Origin of the sequence: Deefgea salmonis (assembly GCF_020531905.1) — a bacterium.
Classification (GTDB): Bacteria; Pseudomonadota; Gammaproteobacteria; order Burkholderiales; family Chitinibacteraceae; genus Deefgea; species Deefgea salmonis.
The window spans coordinates 23,729-42,800 of sequence record NZ_JAJAWG010000003.1; the positions used below are offsets into that span (position 1 = coordinate 23,729).

The 19,072-nt window shown below is 48.8% G+C and carries 15 protein-coding genes; 5 read left to right on the forward strand and 10 right to left on the reverse strand.

What is annotated here, in order from left to right; translation table 11 throughout:
- The first annotated feature begins 154 nt into the window (after window positions 1–154).
- A complete protein-coding gene (locus tag LG219_RS06365) occupies window positions 155–901 on the forward strand; it encodes an SPOR domain-containing protein (protein ID WP_226763699.1) in 747 nt (248 codons plus the stop codon).
- Window positions 902–945: 44 nt separating this feature from the next.
- On the opposite strand, the gene LG219_RS06370 is transcribed toward LG219_RS06365, so the two are convergent.
- The 3 genes from LG219_RS06370 to LG219_RS06380 form a co-directional block, all read right to left on the reverse strand.
- Window positions 946–1,884 carry a hydrogen peroxide-inducible genes activator gene (locus LG219_RS06370; RefSeq protein ID WP_226763700.1) on the reverse strand — a complete coding sequence of 313 codons (939 nt, stop codon included), beginning with the start codon at window positions 1,882–1,884 and terminating at the stop codon, window positions 946–948.
- Window position 1,885: 1 nt separating this feature from the next.
- Window positions 1,886–2,404 carry a disulfide bond formation protein B gene (locus tag LG219_RS06375; RefSeq protein WP_226763701.1) on the reverse strand — a complete coding sequence of 173 codons (519 nt, stop codon included), beginning with the start codon at window positions 2,402–2,404 and terminating at the stop codon, window positions 1,886–1,888.
- A gap of 551 nt (window positions 2,405–2,955) precedes the next feature.
- Window positions 2,956–4,404: a sensor domain-containing diguanylate cyclase gene (locus LG219_RS06380; RefSeq protein WP_226763702.1), complete on the reverse strand. Its 1,449-nt coding sequence runs from the start codon at window positions 4,402–4,404 to the stop codon at window positions 2,956–2,958.
- Between the two features lie 263 nt (window positions 4,405–4,667).
- Between LG219_RS06380 and guaB the strand changes: the two genes are divergently transcribed.
- The gene (guaB, locus tag LG219_RS06385) at window positions 4,668–6,134 is read left to right on the forward strand and encodes an IMP dehydrogenase (RefSeq protein ID WP_226763703.1); all 1,467 of its coding nucleotides are present in this window, start codon (window positions 4,668–4,670) and stop codon (window positions 6,132–6,134) included.
- Window positions 6,135–6,658: 524 nt separating this feature from the next.
- On the opposite strand, the gene LG219_RS06390 is transcribed toward guaB, so the two are convergent.
- The 5 genes from LG219_RS06390 to LG219_RS06410 form a co-directional block, all read right to left on the reverse strand.
- Window positions 6,659–7,366: a hypothetical protein gene (locus LG219_RS06390; protein WP_226763704.1), complete on the reverse strand. Its 708-nt coding sequence runs from the start codon at window positions 7,364–7,366 to the stop codon at window positions 6,659–6,661.
- A 550-nt stretch (window positions 7,367–7,916) separates the two neighbouring features.
- Window positions 7,917–9,107: an integrase core domain-containing protein gene (locus LG219_RS06395; protein ID WP_226763705.1), complete on the reverse strand. Its 1,191-nt coding sequence runs from the start codon at window positions 9,105–9,107 to the stop codon at window positions 7,917–7,919.
- Window positions 9,108–9,626: 519 nt separating this feature from the next.
- Window positions 9,627–11,432 carry an aspartate--tRNA ligase gene (gene aspS / locus LG219_RS06400; protein ID WP_226763706.1) on the reverse strand — a complete coding sequence of 602 codons (1,806 nt, stop codon included), beginning with the start codon at window positions 11,430–11,432 and terminating at the stop codon, window positions 9,627–9,629.
- Between the two features lie 84 nt (window positions 11,433–11,516).
- Window positions 11,517–12,218: a DUF502 domain-containing protein gene (locus LG219_RS06405; protein ID WP_226763707.1), complete on the reverse strand. Its 702-nt coding sequence runs from the start codon at window positions 12,216–12,218 to the stop codon at window positions 11,517–11,519.
- Between the two features lie 23 nt (window positions 12,219–12,241).
- Window positions 12,242–12,451: an FmdB family zinc ribbon protein gene (locus LG219_RS06410; protein WP_226763708.1), complete on the reverse strand. Its 210-nt coding sequence runs from the start codon at window positions 12,449–12,451 to the stop codon at window positions 12,242–12,244.
- A 325-nt stretch (window positions 12,452–12,776) separates the two neighbouring features.
- Between LG219_RS06410 and phnD the strand changes: the two genes are divergently transcribed.
- From phnD to LG219_RS06425, 3 genes are all read left to right on the forward strand, one after another.
- Window positions 12,777–13,697, forward strand: a complete 921-nt coding sequence (phnD, locus tag LG219_RS06415) for a phosphate/phosphite/phosphonate ABC transporter substrate-binding protein (protein WP_226763709.1) — start codon at window positions 12,777–12,779, stop codon at window positions 13,695–13,697.
- A 1,009-nt stretch (window positions 13,698–14,706) separates the two neighbouring features.
- Complete coding sequence (locus LG219_RS06420) at window positions 14,707–15,090, forward strand: DUF6394 family protein (protein ID WP_226763710.1); 384 nt, start codon at window positions 14,707–14,709, stop codon at window positions 15,088–15,090.
- 6 nt (window positions 15,091–15,096) lie between these two features.
- A complete protein-coding gene (locus tag LG219_RS06425; protein WP_226763711.1) occupies window positions 15,097–16,800 on the forward strand; it encodes a potassium channel family protein in 1,704 nt (567 codons plus the stop codon).
- A gap of 82 nt (window positions 16,801–16,882) precedes the next feature.
- Here the strand turns inward: LG219_RS06425 and LG219_RS06430 are convergent, their stop codons facing one another.
- On the reverse strand, window positions 16,883–17,833 hold the full coding sequence (locus LG219_RS06430) for a D-2-hydroxyacid dehydrogenase (RefSeq protein ID WP_226763712.1): 951 nt from the start codon (window positions 17,831–17,833) through the stop codon (window positions 16,883–16,885).
- 202 nt (window positions 17,834–18,035) lie between these two features.
- On the reverse strand, window positions 18,036–18,947 hold the full coding sequence (locus LG219_RS06435; protein ID WP_226763713.1) for an ArgP/LysG family DNA-binding transcriptional regulator: 912 nt from the start codon (window positions 18,945–18,947) through the stop codon (window positions 18,036–18,038).
- Window positions 18,948–19,072: the final 125 nt, after the last annotated feature.

The following is a 19,072-nucleotide window of genomic DNA, read 5'->3' on the forward strand; positions in this document are numbered from 1 at the left end:
CTACTCAAATCCCATAACATGAGCGGCAACGCAAAAAATGGATCACCATCGTATCCACTAAGCCGCAACACAGGGAATTTAACCAGCAGACTTGAAGCCCTTAAACCTGAGGCAAATAGCCCCGCAGTATAACACCATAGCGAGCACCTGACAGATGAGTGATGGACTTGACCCCATCTTGCAGCAGAAAGAACAGCAGCAATTAAAAACCCAACTCTTGTGGCGACTGGGCATTGCTGCCGCATTGATCGGCATTGTACTCAGCGCCATTGCATGGTTTGATCAAGAAAGAAAAAATGCCGTGCCTGAAGTTAAAATCGCGGCCGATGTGAGTAACACAAAAAGCCTCACCCGACTCACCGAGGCGTCTGAGGCCGAGACCGTAATCAGCAGCCAACGCATCAGCAATGCCGTGGCGAGCATGCCTTCCCTCAGTCCGAGTCCGAGTCCGAGTCCGAGTCAAAATCCAAGCCCAAACCCAAACTCGAGCCTCAACCACAATCAGACGTCAGTTCAAGCCATTAGCAATCCCCCCCCCAAGCCCAGCACGGGGATGCCGCGTGCAGCGGAAACAGAACAAACGCACAGCGAACCCAAATCAGATCTACCGCCAGTTCACCTCAATAGCACCCCAACATCGACGGCCACTCGAGAACCAACCAAGCTGAGCAACAACTATCCATCAGCAACCACCGGGCAGCAAGGCTATAGCGTTCAAGCGGGCGTGTTTTTGCACACCAACAATGCCGAAAAACTACTTGTGCAACTACAAGCTGTCGGCATTCCGGCTTACCTAGAAACACGCGTGCAAATTGGCCCATTCAAGAATAAATCGCAAGCCGATATCGCCGTAAAAAAACTGCGTCAGCTCGGCATTGAGCCGGTATTAAGAACGCAATAACACAGCCATAAAATCGACGAATGCAATGCGATGTGAGCGAAAAACTATGAACTGATCGGCGCATTAGGCAGGCGATGAATCGGTTCTAAGTCCGATTGCAGCAAAGCTTGTCGCACCGCCTCAATTGCCGCTTGTCGCGGAAAATTGCGTCGCCAAGCCAAAATAACCCGTCGAGAAGGCACGGGCTCGGTGAACGGGCGTAAGGTTAGCAACGCTTCATCGGCCGCACTCACCGACGTTGCGGGTAGCACCGTCACCCCAATACCGCCCGCCACCATATGCCGAATCGTCGTTAATGACGAGCCTTGCAATGTCCGTTGCAAACTCCCTACCGACATGCTCTCACGGTTTAAATCCGAGCAGGTTTGTAACACTTGATCGCGAAAACAATTACCCGGCGATAATAACAATACATTTTCATCTGACAATTGCTCAGAAGAGATCGAATCGAGCAACTCCCACTCATGCCCTTTCGGCGTTGCAACCACAAAATCCTCATCATACAAAGCCTGAGTAGAAATACCCCCCTCATGAAAAGGTTCTGCCAAAATCGCCAGATCAATTTCACCTTGCTTGAGCATCTCCGCCAACCGCACGGTGTAATCTTCTTCAAGCAATAACTGCATTTGTGGTGCAATCCGTCGCAATTGTGGAATCAAATGCGGCAATAAATACGGCCCAATGGTGTAAATCACCCCCAAACGCAGAGCCCCAGCCAGCGGATCTTTGCCTTGTTCGGCCAGCTGTTTAACCATTGAAACTTCCTCGAGCACGCGCTGCGCCTGCTCAACGATACGTTCGCCACTTGGCGTGACCGTCACCTCTCCGGCGGCACGCTCAAACAGCACGACACCCAGTTCTTCTTCTAGTTTTTTTACCGCCACTGACAACGTAGGCTGCGATACAAAACAGCTATTGGCAGCACGTCCAAAGTGACGTTCACGCGCCACGGCAACGATATAACGCAATTCAGTCAATGTCATTTCAAAGACCCCGGCGACGAATTTCAAGCAAACGGATTTTAGCTAAATACGACAAAGGCACTAAAAGTCCGACAAAGGCCACCAACAACCAAAATGGCATCGACATCCCAAACAAAGAAAAATCCACCACCGAGCAATCACCAACCGGGCGAATCACCGCCGCAACCCAAGCAGGTAAAGCATTTAAATCAATCGGAAACGGCAAACTGGACGCGCAATTCACGCCAGACTCAGCGGGCGCATACTGCACCAGTAAATGCCAAACCGTGATTCCCGCGCCCCACAATGCCACTGCGGCATATACCCCAGAAAACCATAACACGCCGCGCCTTGTGGTTGGCTGCCAGATTGCCGCAAGCAAACTGAGCAAACCCAAAGCAATTACCAATAGCCGCTCGTAAACACAAAGTAAACACGGCATAAGCCATTGATAAAACTGATGATAAAGTGCAAACCCCATCATGCCGACACAGAGCAAAAATAGAGCAAAAAACCCCACACGCCAACGCAATAAAGCCATGCCCAGACTCCGGCAAGATAGAAAATAACTATTCTACGCTGCTTACCTCGGAATTTGCAGTCAAAAAAACACTCAGTTCAGCTTCTTTCTCCACGGCATCTCGATAGCCCAATCGAATCAACTGCCGTAAATACGCCAGACTAAATAACAAATAACTCACCAGCACCGAAGCCTAGCGCCAAAAAGCCCCAATAAAAAACATATTCATAATGGGAAATCGCCATTCAAGCTTAAAGTTAGTTTTTCTAAAGACTGCGAAGGAGAAATCGTTTGCACCTCAATCGGACGTCACTCAAGCTGACTCGAGATCCGTGCGGCCTGCGAAATTAAAAGACAAAGTTCGAATAATCTGCTGCATGCGCTCTAGGGACGGTTGACGTTTGGTTTGCCAACCGCGTTTGCGCGGATTTTGGCCTAAGGCAGGCACGAAGCGTAGTCATTCTACGCTAGCGCTTGGTAACGCAGCATCAGGCAGACTTTATTTAACAAAGCCGCTGCCAAACCCTGCGGGCTGGGCGCTTTTCGCGGCTGCAAACCACACCTCAAACGACCTAGCCATCCGCCATCACGCAATTACGTCCAGCTGTTTTTGCCGCGTAGAGTAAATAATCGGCACGCTGAAAAAACTCGTCTTCCGTTTCATCGGCCTGTAATTCCACCACACCCAAACTCATTGTGACCGACGTTGCCCGTGGCAAAGCAAAATCATAATTGGCCACGGCCAAACGCAAATGCTCAGCCAACTCCAGCGCCATCGCGCGCGGGCAATCATCTAATAAAATAATAAACTCCTCCCCACCCCAACGCGCTAATGTGTCGCCCGTACGTACGGTGTGACGCAAAATATCCGCCACCTTGCGCAGCACGGCATCCCCAGTCAGATGGCCAAACTCATCATTAATGACTTTAAAATAATCAATATCAATCAAAATACCCGCAAGCGAACACGGACGGCGCGCCAGTTCGGTCATTTTTTGATTTAAGACCACCTCAAAAGCTTGTCGATTTAATAACCGCGTCAAACTATCGGTATTTGCCAGCGCTTCCAAACGCCGTTGATTGCGATTAATACTATAAATCGCAATACATAACACTAATAAAGTAATTAACGCTGAGATTAATAAATTTAATTGAAACATACGCTGCACTGGACGCAAATCCGCAGTTTCATTTTGCTCAACAATCAAATACCAACCCAATTCAGGAATAAATCGGCTATTGACTTGCATCACCTGCCCATTCAACGGATAACTTAACTGCGTTGGCTTTGATTGATGATTTAAAATCTTCGCCGCCACATCACGAATCCCATCATGTAATAAAATTGAGTTTCTACCTTGCGCTGAATTGCCAGTCAACACGACTTGACCGGATTCATTTACAAAATAAATATTGCGCTGAAAACGCGTCTCGTACGTTTTTAATAACTGGCTCATAGTATCCAATGTTAAGCCAACGCCGGTTGTACCAATAAATCGATTTTGATAATCAAAAATTTGATAATTGATAAAAATCGTAACTTTCGCCCGATTGGCCCAATCAGGATCCACATTCGTTTCAAACGCCTTATTCATTTCGCGAACGCGAAAATACCAAGCATCACGCGCATCATTCGGCTCAATGGCTCTTAACATGCCACTATTGTGATAATAATAACGGGTTTTTTCTGACACCAAAAAACTCGTAAACGTCCCATTTTTGGTTTTAACCTCATTCAAATATCGCGTTAATTGTTCTGGATCTTTCTCTCCATTTAACAACCAATCACGCACAAAAGTATCGTGCGCCATTTGCGATGAAATAAACACCGGTCGTAATATATCTTTTTGAATTTCTGAATAAATACTATCACCAGTCAAGGGCAATGCCGTGCCAACAATTCCCCCTCGAACCGCATCCCGCGAAACTAAATAACTCGCAATACTGGTAGTTAAAAAACCCACAATGAGCAACACCGCCACCAACGACAACAATCGCAAACGCTTTGGAAAACTTGGCACACCACTCCCCTTTGGCCACAGATGATCGGCATAAAACCTGCCCACCCCTTTGATTTAGGCCTTGATTTTGGCGCTAACACCGCGATCATTACACATAAGGAAAGCCACAGAACGAATTGAACCACAGAATTTAAAAAATCGATGTCAATTTAGGCACAAAACCCACTCATCTTGCGAGTAACATCGCCGATTTCATCACTATTGCAATAGGCGCAACGGGATGGTTTCGGTATAATGCTTTTTTGGCGAAAAGGATTCTACTCATGCGCATCGTGCAAAAAGCCCTTACGTTCGACGACGTTTTGCTTGTACCCGCTCATTCTAATGTTATGCCGCGCGATGTTTCGCTGGCGACGCAATTCACGCGCAATATCCGCCTGAATTTGCCGCTGGTTTCCGCTGCGATGGATACCGTTACCGAAGCCCCATTAGCCATTGCGATGGCACAAGAAGGCGGCATCGGTATCTTGCATAAAAACATGACGCCAGCGCGTCAGGCACAAGAAGTCGCCAAGGTAAAACGCTATGAATCAGGGATTGTAAAAGACCCGATCACCGTTTCTCCTGACATGCTGGTTCGTGATGTCTTGCAACTCACTCAACAACACAAAATCTCTGGCTTGCCGGTCATCGACCAAGGCTTGCTCGTTGGTATCGTCACCAACCGCGACATTCGTTTTGAAACACGTCTTGATGTGCCGGTTTCATCAATCATGACGCCAAAAGCGCGCTTGATTACTGTTCGCGAAGGCACCAGCATCGACGACGCTCGCGCCCTAATGCACGAGCATCGTCTGGAACGCGTTTTGGTGATCGACGACGCATTCCGCCTCAAAGGCCTCATCACCGTTAAAGACATCATCAAAACCAGTGAACACCCACTGGCGGCTAAAGATGAACAAGGTCGTTTACGCGTTGGTGCTGCTGTTGGCGTTGGCGCTGGCACGGACGAGCGCGTTAAATTATTGGTTGAAGCTGGCGTTGACGTGATCGTGGTCGATACCGCACACGGCCACAGCCAAGGCGTACTGGATCGCGTGCGTTGGGTTAAAACCAACTTCCCACACGTTCAAGTCATCGGTGGCAATATTGCTACTGCTGCAGCGGCTTTAGCTTTGGTTGAAGCGGGTGCCGATGCCGTTAAAGTTGGTATTGGCCCAGGCTCGATCTGCACCACGCGTATCGTGGCGGGTGTTGGCGTACCGCAAATATCAGCAGTGGCCAATGTGGCTGATGCCCTTGCTGGCACTGGCGTACCTTTGATCGCCGACGGCGGGATTCGCTTCTCGGGCGACATCGCCAAAGCCATCGCCGCTGGTGCGCATATGGTGATGTTGGGTGGCTTGTTCGGTGGTACTGAAGAAGCACCGGGCGAAGTTGAACTCTACCAAGGCCGCTCATACAAGAGCTACCGTGGCATGGGCTCACTCGGCGCAATGAGCGGCGCGAACGGCTCGTCTGATCGTTACTTCCAAGACAAAACTGCCGATGCCGATAAATTGGTACCCGAAGGCATCGAAGGCCGCGTGCCGTACAAAGGCCCATTGTCGGCCGTGATTCACCAATTGGTTGGCGGTCTACGCTCATCAATGGGTTACTTAGGTTGCGCAACGATTGATGATGTTCACGCCAAAGCGGAGTTCGTACAAATCACCTCAGCCGGCATCCGTGAATCACACGTGCATGACGTGCAAATCACCAAAGAAGCCCCGAACTACCACCAAGATTAATCTTGTTGAATGTTTGGATAAAAACCGCTGCGAGTCAGCGGTTTTTTTTGGCTTGGATTTGTAGAAAATTATTAGGTATATCGCTACAGCCTTCATTAATAAATAAGTACAGAGCTATACCCATAGCTAAGTCGTAGGGCGTCAATGAGCACAGCGAATTGCGCCAGCATTTGCAACCACCTGCTACGCAGGCGGTGAACCGGCGGTTTCGCCCGCCAAACGAGCAAGGGGTGGGTCTTGCCCCGCCCCTTGCAACCCCAGCGCGCCCGATCGCCACGAAACCCCGTCCGTCCGGCAATTGGCAAGGCGACGCGAAAACTCGCTGCGCGCTAACGTCGCGTCTTAAAACCTTCCCAACCCCCTCCCGAGCGGCGCGGCTCCACGGGCAATCCGTTTCAATTAGCAGCTGCGACAATTTTATGAAATACTTAAAAAATAATGTGCGTACTACAATCACCAGCAACGTAAATCATTATGCAATATGCGCTCACAAATTAAAATTTGCATACCCCACACGCTAATTTTTATTCATTACTTCCAAAGGTACCAATCAATTTTCTGATTTGAATTATCAACTCCTCCCTAATCACTTTAACTTTTTCTAAGTCATCGTGTGCTTTTTCTTGTCTTGAAATCATACTCGAAAGAATATCTTGATTGACGTACGATCGATTTATATATTTATCTGCATTTCTATAGTTATTTACGCTGATGTATGTTTTTCTCTGCAGATCATGAAGCATACCATCAATTTTTTCTGGGATTAATATCCTATTTTTTGTTAAAAATGAATAAAGCCTATCTCGTTTCTCATTGAATATTGCTTCTGCTGAACTATTTTTTTCAACCGATCCTTCATAAAGTGCCCCATTAATGGTTTCTTCAAATTCTGTCGTTAGCCGGTAAAGTTCAATAATAGCATTGGCCTGCTTTTCAAAAATTCCGCCATATGAAATCTGCAATCGGATACGTTCTTTTTCTAAACTTGACTTATACTCTTCAATTTGGTGTTCAGCGATACTTTTTAGATCTCGTTGGAAAACCTCATTCTCCTTCAATAAAGCAACTTTGAAGTACTCATGATCTCTATCAAGGCTAGCCTTGTAATTAGCAACGTCATTCCCTATCCATTTCTCAATAAGCACTTTGCACAGATATGCAAAAGTACCAATTAGAATTGCAGTAGTAAATCCGATTGTTTTTAAAAAATCAGCAATTTCTGAAGGGGTCACAATTTTTTCTCGATTCACTCAAGGATATTCGGCATATTATCGCAATTGACTCCTTTTATGTTTAATCTCGCATTTCTCGCCTTAAAATGGCACAGAACATAATCGCAAAAAAATTACACTGCATGAACAATAAATCATGTGGTGGATTGCCATTTCGCGATAAATACGCCACACCTTATTAATATATTTGCTGATAGCTATAAGGGCATGGTTGATGTTTTCAACCCACCCTGAGCAAAGTTGTGATGTCAGAATCATATTGGCGGGTTACGCCTTCGGCTAACCCGCCCTACGGCATCGATGTATTGCTTGCAAGGCTTTATCTACAAGGCGTAGAGATCAATACATCGATTTAAAACCAAACCTCGTTGAGCTGCGCGAGGTCCCGTGTAGCAAGCTGAGCGAGGAACAAGCTGGACAGGGTTTATGCGATCATTGTTTGAGGCCGCAGGCCGAGTTTTGATCGCAACCGCCTCGATTGTCCGCAGCGAAGGTACGGGCGCAGCCCGCGCAGATACTCGGGCGAAAGATCAAGGACATAGGTAACACTTTAATTCAACGACATGGGTGACACGTTTAGCGTTAAATAATCGTTTTTGGTCCCTTTCACTTCTCGCTCGTCCAACGAGCCTAGTCGAATCGGACCAAAATAAACGTCCCAAATCCCTTCTCCCACTAACTCCAAACCAACCCATTCGCCACGCAATAAATAGCCAATGTAAACTCGTAAACTACGCCAATAAATCAGTCCACTTTGACAGACTCGTCCACGCTCAAAGTAGTCAGGGTAAACCAACTCTGGCAGCGACTCTGGATAGCGGCGCGGGGAGCTCTGATACACCGATTTAGGCACACACTGCCCCAAACTCTCATGCAAACGATCCTCGTTATAGTGGCGCAAGAACTCATCCAAAATCACTTGTTGCTGCGTTAAGTCGGCGGCACCGGGCTGACCAATGCGTAGTTTCAACGTCCGATGCATCCGTTCATGCCGACCATTTTGCTGTGGTTGCCCTGGCGTAATTCGCTCTGGAATAATCCCTAACCGAATCCACCAAATCGATAATTTCGATAACCCTCCAACACCCACACTGGCAAATGGTGTGCCGTTGTCGCTCCTAATCCGCTCCGGCAGCCCATATTGGCGAAACAGTTGTTCAAATACCGCCTTGGCCTCTGCCCCTGTCGTGCCGCTAAACCCTTGGCAACTCAGCAAATAACGGCTGGCGTGATCCATGATCGTTAACGGATAGCACCACTGCCCATTACCTAACTTGAACTGCCCTTTGTAATCCACACTCCACAACTGATTGACCTGTGTTGCTGTCTTGAGCGGTTGAATCGAACGCGGCGTACGATTAATCCGCCGTCGACTTTTCACGCAACCCGCCGCTTTCAAAATATTGTAAATCGTCGTTTGCGACGGAATCAGCGATTCGGCAAATCGCGCAACCAGCAGCGGCTGGATTTTCTTTGGCCCCAGCACATCGCCCTTGTAATTGCGCAACTCCAGCACCGCTTGCCGCACCACATAGGGGGTAACAGACGAGCCGTGCGGACGACGACTTTGCGCTTGCAAACCGTCGAGCCCCATCGCGTGATAACGCTGTACCCATTTGTAACCCGTTTTGCGACTAATGCCATACAACCCGCACAGCGTCTTGAACGCCATCTCGCCACGTAAATAATCAGCGATAAATTTCACTTTTTCGTCCATCGGTTTCACCTCATTCCACGGCATAGCGTGCTCCGGTTGCGCGCATCACAGACCAGAGAAGTGTTACCTATGTCTTTGAACTAATGTGTTACCTATGAGTGTGAACCATACCACTTTTCTTGGCGAAGTAAGAAAAGTAAGTGCCGCGCGGCATTAGCGCGACTTTGATTGAAAGAGCGCGAATTCAAGCCAACATCACCCCATCGGTGTATTGCCGCTGCGCGTCGAATACGCCCTACAGAAAGCTTCGTCGTAAGCTGAGCTAAACCCCAACGTTGACCGCGCGATTGTTGGGCTGCGCAGGCTTAGCCCAACTTACTCAATCTAAACATCACGGATCGCAATTTGCGCCACGGCAACCTGATCGGCGGGTTACGCCTAAAGGCTAACCCGCCCTACCTATACTAACCCGCCCGACGCACCAACCCGCCCGACCAAACTGATGGGTATATCAATGCAGCTATTAGCCATCAACGCCCAGCAGCCAATACCCAACAAAAAAGGCGACCGAAGTCGCCTTTTTTAAACCAAGCCAATGAGCGATTACGCTAAATTGGCTTGCTGGGTGTTACGCAAACGAATGTGCAATTCGCGGAGTTGTTTCTCGTCCACTTCGTTCGGTGCGTTGGTCAACAAGCACTGCGCACGTTGCGTTTTCGGGAAGGCGATCACGTCGCGGATTGATTCTGCGCCGGTCATCAACGTTACCAAACGATCCAAACCAAAGGCTAAGCCGCCGTGCGGAGGTGCGCCAAATTGTAGATTGTCGAGCAAGAAGCCAAATTTGTTTTGCGCTTCTTCGGTCCCAATACCGAGTGCTTCAAAGACCGTCGATTGCATATCTGCGCGGTGGATACGGACTGAACCGCCGCCCATTTCCCAACCGTTGAGGACCATATCGTAAGCGCGCGCTTTGCATTTGCCCGGATCTGATTTAAGGAACTCGATGTGCTCAACTTTCGGGCTGGTGAACGGATGGTGGCAAGCGTTCCAGCGGCCTGCGTCGTCGTCACGTTCGAACATTGGGAAGTCAACCACCCACAATGGTTTCCAGCCGCGTGTGAAGTAACCCGCTGCTTCGCCTTTTTCGTGGCCGACTTTCAAGCGCAAGGCACCGATGGCTTCGTTCACCACTTTATCTTTGTCTGCGCCAAAGAAAATCAAATCGCCGGTGGTTGCACCAGTGCGGGTGATGATTTCTTGCAAGCACGCTTCGCTAAGGTTTTTAACGATTGGCGATTGCAAGCCAGAGCCTTCGCCGTTGCTCAGATTGGTAACGTCGTTGACTTTGATGTACGCCAAGCCTTTAGCACCGTAGATCGCCACAAACTTGGTGTAGTCGTCGATTTCTTTACGGCTGATGCTCGCGCCACCAGGAATCCGCAAGCCGACTACGCGGCCGTTTTCCATATCGGCTGCGCCGCGGAAGACTTTGAATTCTTCGGTTTTCATCAAATCGGTCAGTTCAGTGAACTGCAACGACACGCGCAAATCAGGCTTGTCTGAGCCGTACAAACGCATTGCGTCGTCATACGCCATACGCGGGAATTCGCCCAGATCCACGTTGATGGCTTCTTTGAATACGTGAATTGCCATCGCTTCAGTAATGCTCATGATTTCGTCTTCGTTCAAGAACGAAGTTTCGATATCAATCTGGGTGAATTCCGGCTGACGATCGGCGCGCAAATCTTCATCGCGGAAGCATTTAACGATTTGGTAGTAGCGATCAAAACCGGCGACCATCAAGAGCTGTTTAAATAGCTGTGGCGATTGCGGCAAGGCAAAGAATTGGCCATCGTGCACGCGGCTTGGTACCAGATAATCGCGCGCGCCTTCTGGCGTTGAGCGGGTCAACATCGGTGTTTCGATATCGATAAAGCCCAAACCATCAAGGTAGTTACGAATTAACATCGCTACGCGGTAACGCAAACGCATGTTTTTTTGCATCACAGGACGACGCAAATCGATCACGCGGTTGGTTAAACGCACGTTTTCAGAGAGATTTTCATCGTCGATCTGGAACGGTGGCGTTGCCGCTTGATTGAGTACGGTAATGCTTTGCGCCAAAATTTCGATTTGACCCGTAAACATTTTGCTATTGGTGGTGCCTTCTGGGCGAGCACGCACCAAGCCGGTGATTTCCAATACATATTCATTGCGGGTGGCATCGGCAATGGCAAACGCTTCGGGGGTTTCTGGCGCAAAGACCACTTGCACCAAACCTTCACGGTCGCGCAAATCGATAAAAATCACACCACCATGATCACGACGACGATGGGCCCAGCCCTTAATCGTGACAGTTTGGCCCAGATAACGACCATCAATCAAACCGCAATAATCGGTACGCATCAAAGAACTTCCTCAAAAATAAATAACACAAACAATCAATAAAACGGACAAGCCCGCTGGTGGCAATGCCACATTATTTTTTAATTAACCTTTTACTGCTGCGGCAGGCGCTACCGATACAGCCTGCGGCGAATCAAGCAACTGCTTCGTACTGGGCATCACCACCCCCAGCGAAATCACGTATTTCAATGCTTCATCTACGCTCATATCCAGCTCTTTTACATCGCTGATTTTGGCCATAAACAAAAAGCCCGATGTCGGATTTGGCGTCGTGGGAACAAACACCGAAATTAATTCACCACCGAGTTTTTCGCTAATTTCACCATTCGGAACCCCTGTAACAAAGCCCACCGACCATGTGCCCTGATGAGGAAATTGCACCAATACCGCTTTGCGAAACGCATTGCCAGAATCAGAAAACAACGTATCCGAAACTTGCTTCACACTCATATAAATCGAGCGAACAATCGGTATGCGTTTCAAAATCGACTCGCCAACGCCCAACAAGCGACGACCCAAAATATTAGCCGCAAAAATACCGGTTAAAAACAGCACCAGCACCGTCAAAATTACCCCAAATCCAGGGATATTTTCTACCCCTTTTAAATGGGGAAATAACTGCGCTAACGCTTGCAAAATCCAAAAATCAGGACGAACTTGATTCGGTACAAATGCCCCTAGCTGATCCATGGTGCTAATCAATAGATTAAGCACCCACAATGTGATCACTAAAGGAATCCAAATCAACAAACCAGTAAAAAAGTAGCGCTTAAATAATGAGGTCACAATTTTACTCAAGTAAAAATCGATTAAGAATCAGAACCGGTTGCGCTAGAACCGCCTTTAAAATCAGTTTGATACCAACCTGAACCTTTGAGCTGAAAGCCCGCAGCCGTCACGCATCGAGTGTATTTTTCGGCTCGGCAAGCTGGACATTGCGTTAAAGCATCAGCCGACATTTTTTGTAAGTGTTCGTCTTGATGACCACACTCAGTACAGCGATAAGCATAGATAGGCATAAAAATATTCATACGCGACAAACCAGAAGGCGCTGATTATACCTTGTTCGCACGCCAAGGTCGAAACCGCGACTCATTCAAAGCAAATATTCAAACCAAATCAAAGCCGCTTTGCTCCTCGCCGCATGGCTTTTGACTGGGTGGCCGCAAAGGCATCACCGCACTAGTCACCCCCATCGATGGCTGATTTCGGAGTCTCTATTACTTACAAAGATTTCACACCATTGTCATATTGACACCCTATGATGTCGGATTTCGCGTACTCGGGATTTTAGCTATGCTACTTCGCCACTTCTGTTTGCTACTTTGCTGTTTGGCGCTACCAGTGCAGGCGGAGATCACGCTCGGTTTACTCACCTCACGCAATGACGAACAAACACTTGAAGATTGGCAACCGATTCTCAATGATCTTGCCATCGCCATTGGTCAACCCGTGAAAGCATGGGTTGGCAATGATAGAGCGGTTTTATTCAATAAAATAAAAAACAATGAAATCCAAGTCGCCCGCGTTGACAATAAGCTGGCACTCGATGCCGTAGAAAACGCCAAGGTCGAAGTATTTGCCTCCTTAGTGCAAAGCGGCAATCAAGCAACCTATCGCAGCGTGATGTTAGTTAGCGCCAACAGCCCGATTAAAAATGCAGAGCAATTACTGCAACACCCGCAGCAACTGAGCTACGCCTCGGGCATCAACGGCAGCACCGCCGAATTTTATATCCCGCATTACCATTTGTTTTTACAAAAAAACATCATGCCAGAAAATTATTTCAAGCACATTGTCTATGGCAATGCGGAGCAATCCTTTATTGCACTGGCCACCCAGCGCGTTGACGTGGCGGTGAGTAATTCTTTTGACTTAGAGCAGCTCAAAGAAAAATACCCGCGCGATCACGCCAAAATGCGCGTGATTTGGCAGTCGCCGGAATTTGCTTTTGATCCCTTGATTCAACGACAAGACCTCCCCGCGCCACTCAAGAGCAAAATCAAACTCTTTTTTACTCAGTACGGCAAAACCGGCAGCAATACGGCACTCGCCAAACAGCGATTGTATTATGCCGATCAATTGGCGGGCTTTACCGCTGCAGACAATCGCAGCTTACGCCAAGTCACTGATTTGCAGCTGTTTCATGATTTATTCAAACTGACCTTAAATAAAAAACTCGCTCAACCCGAAAAAGCCCAACTCGAAGAAGCCTATTACAAACGCTACCGCCAGCTCACTCAATTGCTTGGCGGGGCCAAATAATTCACCACCTCGTCGCATCAGGCATAGCAAGGGTATACGCCGCTTACTTTTATTAAATTTAAGCTTCAGCAACATACCCTGAGGGATGGTCGTGACCAATCCAGCAATTAAATCCCCAAGCCAAGCCTGATGCGCCTATGATTGAATCGAACATTCTGCACGACGCACCGTGCAGGATGCATTCATCATTACGTCACTCAAACATCGAATCGGAGCAAAATCATGGCCAAGGGTCAAGCGCGCAGCAATAAAGAAACAAAAAAACCGAAGAAAGAAAAATCAGCAACAGTGCCTGTTGCCGGCTTTATGCCTGCAGCAAAATCCAGCGACAGCAAAAAATAAGCCCCTACGTGGCTTCAAGATCGGCTTGAAACTAAGCCGTTCATTTATTTTAGCCTGCGGCTTGGTTATTCAACGCTCTACACTACCCTCGTTTTAACTGCTTCTGCTTTTCTGGCTACTTATTTCTATCCGTGGCGTAATTTTATCGTTTCGCACATGCCGAATGATTCAATTGAATACCATCCAATTGACTAAAAAACCTGCCCAAAAAAAAGTCAGCCTGTATTTACCCCAATAAATCATTGAGATAGATCGCTTATCCACAGCTTATGCACGCATCAACTCACGTCACTTGAGCATAAAGCCATGAAATGGCCTATTTTTTCACATAAGCAAAGCCACTTGACGAGACCGACTTAATTTCAATGACTTAAGTGACTTACCCACAGGCCGTACTGAATTTTATCCACGATTTTTGGGGATAAAATTCAATACGGCAACGCAAGCACTCGATTGCCAGCATCAGCGTCAGCATACTGCCAGCTGTAATAGTTACATCCCAGTTTACGGCGAATGATTTGACCAGCAAGGGGAAGCAAAGCATGATGCGCCACGACTCAAAGGCCGATCGTTTGCCCTTAGATTGAAGGCCGTACAGGCACTGATTTAATGAGCAACACGCACCAACCCATTATTGGCTCATGATTTACTTGATTGGAACTTCATCATGAATTTAGAAAAAGTCATCTTTGGCTTCTTTATTTTACTGGCTTTTACGCTCAATTTTGGCTTCGTCATCGGCCAAATCGACATCGCCCACCAGCACGATGTCAATGAGCTGTTTGCTGCCATCGTCGTCAATTTAATCGCCACGGTGATTAAATTTGGTGATCGCACCCAAGTGGGCGCACTGCATTTGGCAACGAGCTTGGTCGCAGATTTACAACTCATTGCCGCCAGCTTGGTATGGTGGAATGCGCTTTACATTACTCAAGTCGGAATGACGCCAGCGATTACCACCACCATTGTGTCACTGTCTGCGGGCGCTTTGGCGGCCAATCTGGTCTCCGTCATTTTATTAATTGGCGAAACCTTGCAACATCGCCGTTAAGCCGCCATGCCCAATATTTTCTTTTTAATGCTGCGGCGTTTACGCACGCCCATCATCACGCTGATTTTGATCTACGCCGTTTCGGTATTTGGTCTGGTGCTCATTCCAGGCGTGGATAATGCCGGTCAGCCGTATCGAATGGATTTTTTCCATGCGATTTACTTTATTAGCTACACCGCCACCACCATTGGTTTTGGTGAGATTCCTTATGCCTTTACCAGCGGACAAAGGATGTGGGTTTTAGTGTGTATTTATCTGGCGGTGATTGGCTGGGCCTATGCTTTAAGCTCAATTTTTGCCCTCACGCGTGATCAAGCACTGACTAAAGCCATTCAGTACACGCGCTTTACCAGCAAAGTAAAGCGCATGAACGAACCGTTTTATCTGATTTGCGGCTACGGGCAAACTGGGCGCATTCTTTGCCAAGTGCTCGACACCCAAGATATTCGTTTTGTTGTGATTGATCTGCGCGAAGAGCGAATAAATGATGTGGCACTGGCCGATTATCATTTTGACGCGCCCTTTTACGCCGGCGACGCCGCCAATCCCGAGTTACTCAAAATTGCCGGCCTATCTCACCCACGCTGCATTGGTGTGCTGGGCATTACCGGTAATGAAAATACCAATTTATCAATTGCCATCACCGCCTATGTGTTACGGCCTAAGCTACTGTCGATTTGCCGCAGTAAAAACCAAGAAATTAGCGACAATATGGCGTCATTTGGCACCAATAAAGTCATTAATATGTTTGAAGCGGTGGGCCAGCAGTTTCAATTGGCGATGCATGCCCCGGCTGTTTCGCATTTGCGTAAAATCTTGTCGGATTTTCCCGGCAACCCTTTCCCGCCGAGTATTAAACCGCCCAAGGGGCATTGGGTGATTGTCGGTTACGGGCGTTTTGGCCGCTCCATCCACAAAGCTTTATCGCAAGAAGGCATTAGCGTTCACATTATCGACCCCGATCCACAGCCCGAGCTCGATCCGCAGATCTACCACCAAGCCTTAGGGGTGGACGCCGCCTCGCTCAAAACCGCCGGCATTGAGCACGCCGTGGGCTTATTTGTTTGCCACGATGATGACGCCAATAATCTCTCGTCGCTGGCCACCGCACGAGCGATTAACCCTGCGCTATTTATTGTTGCGCGGCAAAACTTAGCCACCAATCATTTATTATTCAAAGCCTTTGCGCCGGACTTTATTTCAATTCGCAGCGAAGTCGTCGCGCATGAAGCATTACGCGCCATGGCCAATCCGCTACTGGCGCAGTTTGTGTTGGCTTTAGTCACCAAAGAGGACGAATGGGCCAGACAATTGACCATCGACATCGAAAATCTCTGCCAAGGGATTGTGCCAGAGCACTGGACGGTGCGTTTAAACGCTAAAAACCCAGCCGCAGTGCAGGCCTTTTTGGCGCGGCCTTTACCGGCATTACAGATCAAACATTTTTATCACAGCGTGATTGATCACGGCCGGCCACTGCAATGCATTGCATTACTGCGCCGCCATGGAGAGAAGGATATTTTATTACCCAAAGCCGATGACACACTGCGCTATGGCGATGAATTGCTATTTATTGGCGACCATCACGCCCAGCAATCGCACCAAGCGATGTGCAGTGAGGTTAGCCTAATGGAATACGCTCGCACCGGTGTTGAGCAACCACAAAGCTGGATTTTCCGCAAAATCGCGGCATGGCGCGAACGCAGCTAAAGTGCAAGGACTTCGATCAGCCCGCCGAACTCAGGCGGGCTGCCACAAGCGCACACCTTCTCAACAATCTCAACCATCGCGCTCAAAGTATATTGCGCGGTTGGCCTTGCAAAAAACCGCCGATATTATCAATTAATTGATCGGCCAAAGTTTGCATGGTTTCCACGCTGGCCCACGCCACATGTGGCGTAATCAATAAATTGGGCAGCGCGACATCCAGTAGCGCATTGCCTGCAGTCGGCGGCTCCGTCACCAATACATCCAAGCCTGCCCCAGCAATTTGTCCGGTTTGCAGCGCCGTTAGCAAATCAGCTTCATCCACTAAGCCACCGCGCGCAGTATTAATCAATAAGCTGCTGGCTTTCATCGCTGCCAATTCGGGCGCGGCAATCATGCCACGCGTGGCGTCGTTGAGTGGACAATGCAAACTTAAAATATCCGCCGTCGCCAACGCCTCAGCCCATGGCAAAAACCCTGGCCGAACGATGGCTGCGCCGCGATGCTCAACAAAAAACACCTGCATACCAAAAGCGCGTGCCAATGCTGCTGTCGCTTTCCCTAGCGCGCCCGAACCGATCACGCATAAACGACTAGCGGCCAAATCATGCAGTGGCGCGCCAAAAACACAAAAACCACTGGCCGCCTGCCATGCCCCCGCCAAGACTTGCTGCCGATACGACAGCAATTGTCGCCGCAAAGCCAACATCAGCATCAGCGTATGCTCGGCCACGCCATGAATCGCATAATCACGAATATTGCACACGGCAATATTCAATTCTTTCGCCGCCGACACGTCGATCTGATTATATCCGGTAGCCGACACCGCGATGAGTTTTAACTCCGGCAAAGCCGCCATCATTTCGCTGTTGATGGGCACTTTATTACTAATGGCAACTGTCGCCCCCGCCAGCCTCTCCACCACCTCGTGAGGCAGCGTTTGCGGATATTCTTGCCAATGATGCGGCAAAGCCAATGGTTTTAAGCGCACCGGCAAGCTGGCTCGATCCAAAAAAACAAGTAACGGTTCATGCATCACATTCACTCCGTAAAAAAATCAAAGCCAAAACTCACCCTCTAAAAAACACGCTACCGCAGGACTACTGACGTGTGGTTTGCCCGCCGCCTTGGTTTTGCGCTAAGACAAGGCACGCAGCGCAGTCATTCTACGCCAGCATTTTGTAAAGCAATATCAAGCCAAAATCTCCGCACCAGGCAGCGCCCCGCACCAGCGCCGTTCAACGGCAAAAATGATGGGCGGCAAATTGCTCAATCGCGGCAGTCAAGGCCAAAGCGGGCCGTGTTGGCCGCGCCCAATGATGCCAATACAGCGGCACCGCCGTCGTAAATTCAGCGATCTCTCGCATAGTTCCTGCACTGAGTTCTGCCGCCGCTTGTGCTCGCGGCACAATCGCATACGCCAGTCCCGACTTGGCCGCGGCATACAGCGCATGACTTTCGGGGATCACATAACAAGGAAATTGCGCGTCGAGCAAAGCAAAACGCTCGCGCAGCAAGCGCCGATGCAAACTTTCTTTTTGCCCAAACACTGCGGCCGGTGCGCCAGCCAAACTGTGGGCAGTGACGCCACAGGCAAAGTATTGCGCAACAAACTTAACATTGGCCACGCCAATATAGGGCAACTGCCCCAAGGGTATTGCCACGCAGCCTGCAACTGACAAAGGCTGCGTACTAATACATCCAATAACATCGCCCGAGCGTAATAAATCAAGCGTATAGGCTTCATCCTCCACCACGCAATCGAGCAATAATTTTGCCGGCACTAAATTGGGGGCGATCGCCGCAATCAGCCCAATGGCCAAACTATCGGCGGTGATGCCAACACGCAAATTACTCCATGCGACATCGTCATTGCTGGCGTCAAATCGCGTGGCTAAATCGGCCTCCAGCAAGCGAACTTGCCGCACATGCGCGAGCAGTTGTTCGCCGCTGGCCGTGGCACTGAGTGGCGTTTCACGCCGCAACAGCACTTCACCATGGCGCTCTTCGAGCTGGCGAATGCGCTGCGAAATCGCCGACGGCGTTAAATGCAAACGTTTAGCCGCCGCATCAAAACTGCCACAACGCAAAACCATATCCAGTGCTTCGAGTAATTTGTAATCAAACATAAGCAAAAATGGTGGGGGCATAGAATTAATCGTTTTACCACGATTTAGCAATCTGATTGAATAGCCGTCATAAAAATGCAAACGAAAGCACTGAGCTGCCGCCCATCTGCGCGGCATGACCGCTCGTGATGCTCTGCCAACCCCAC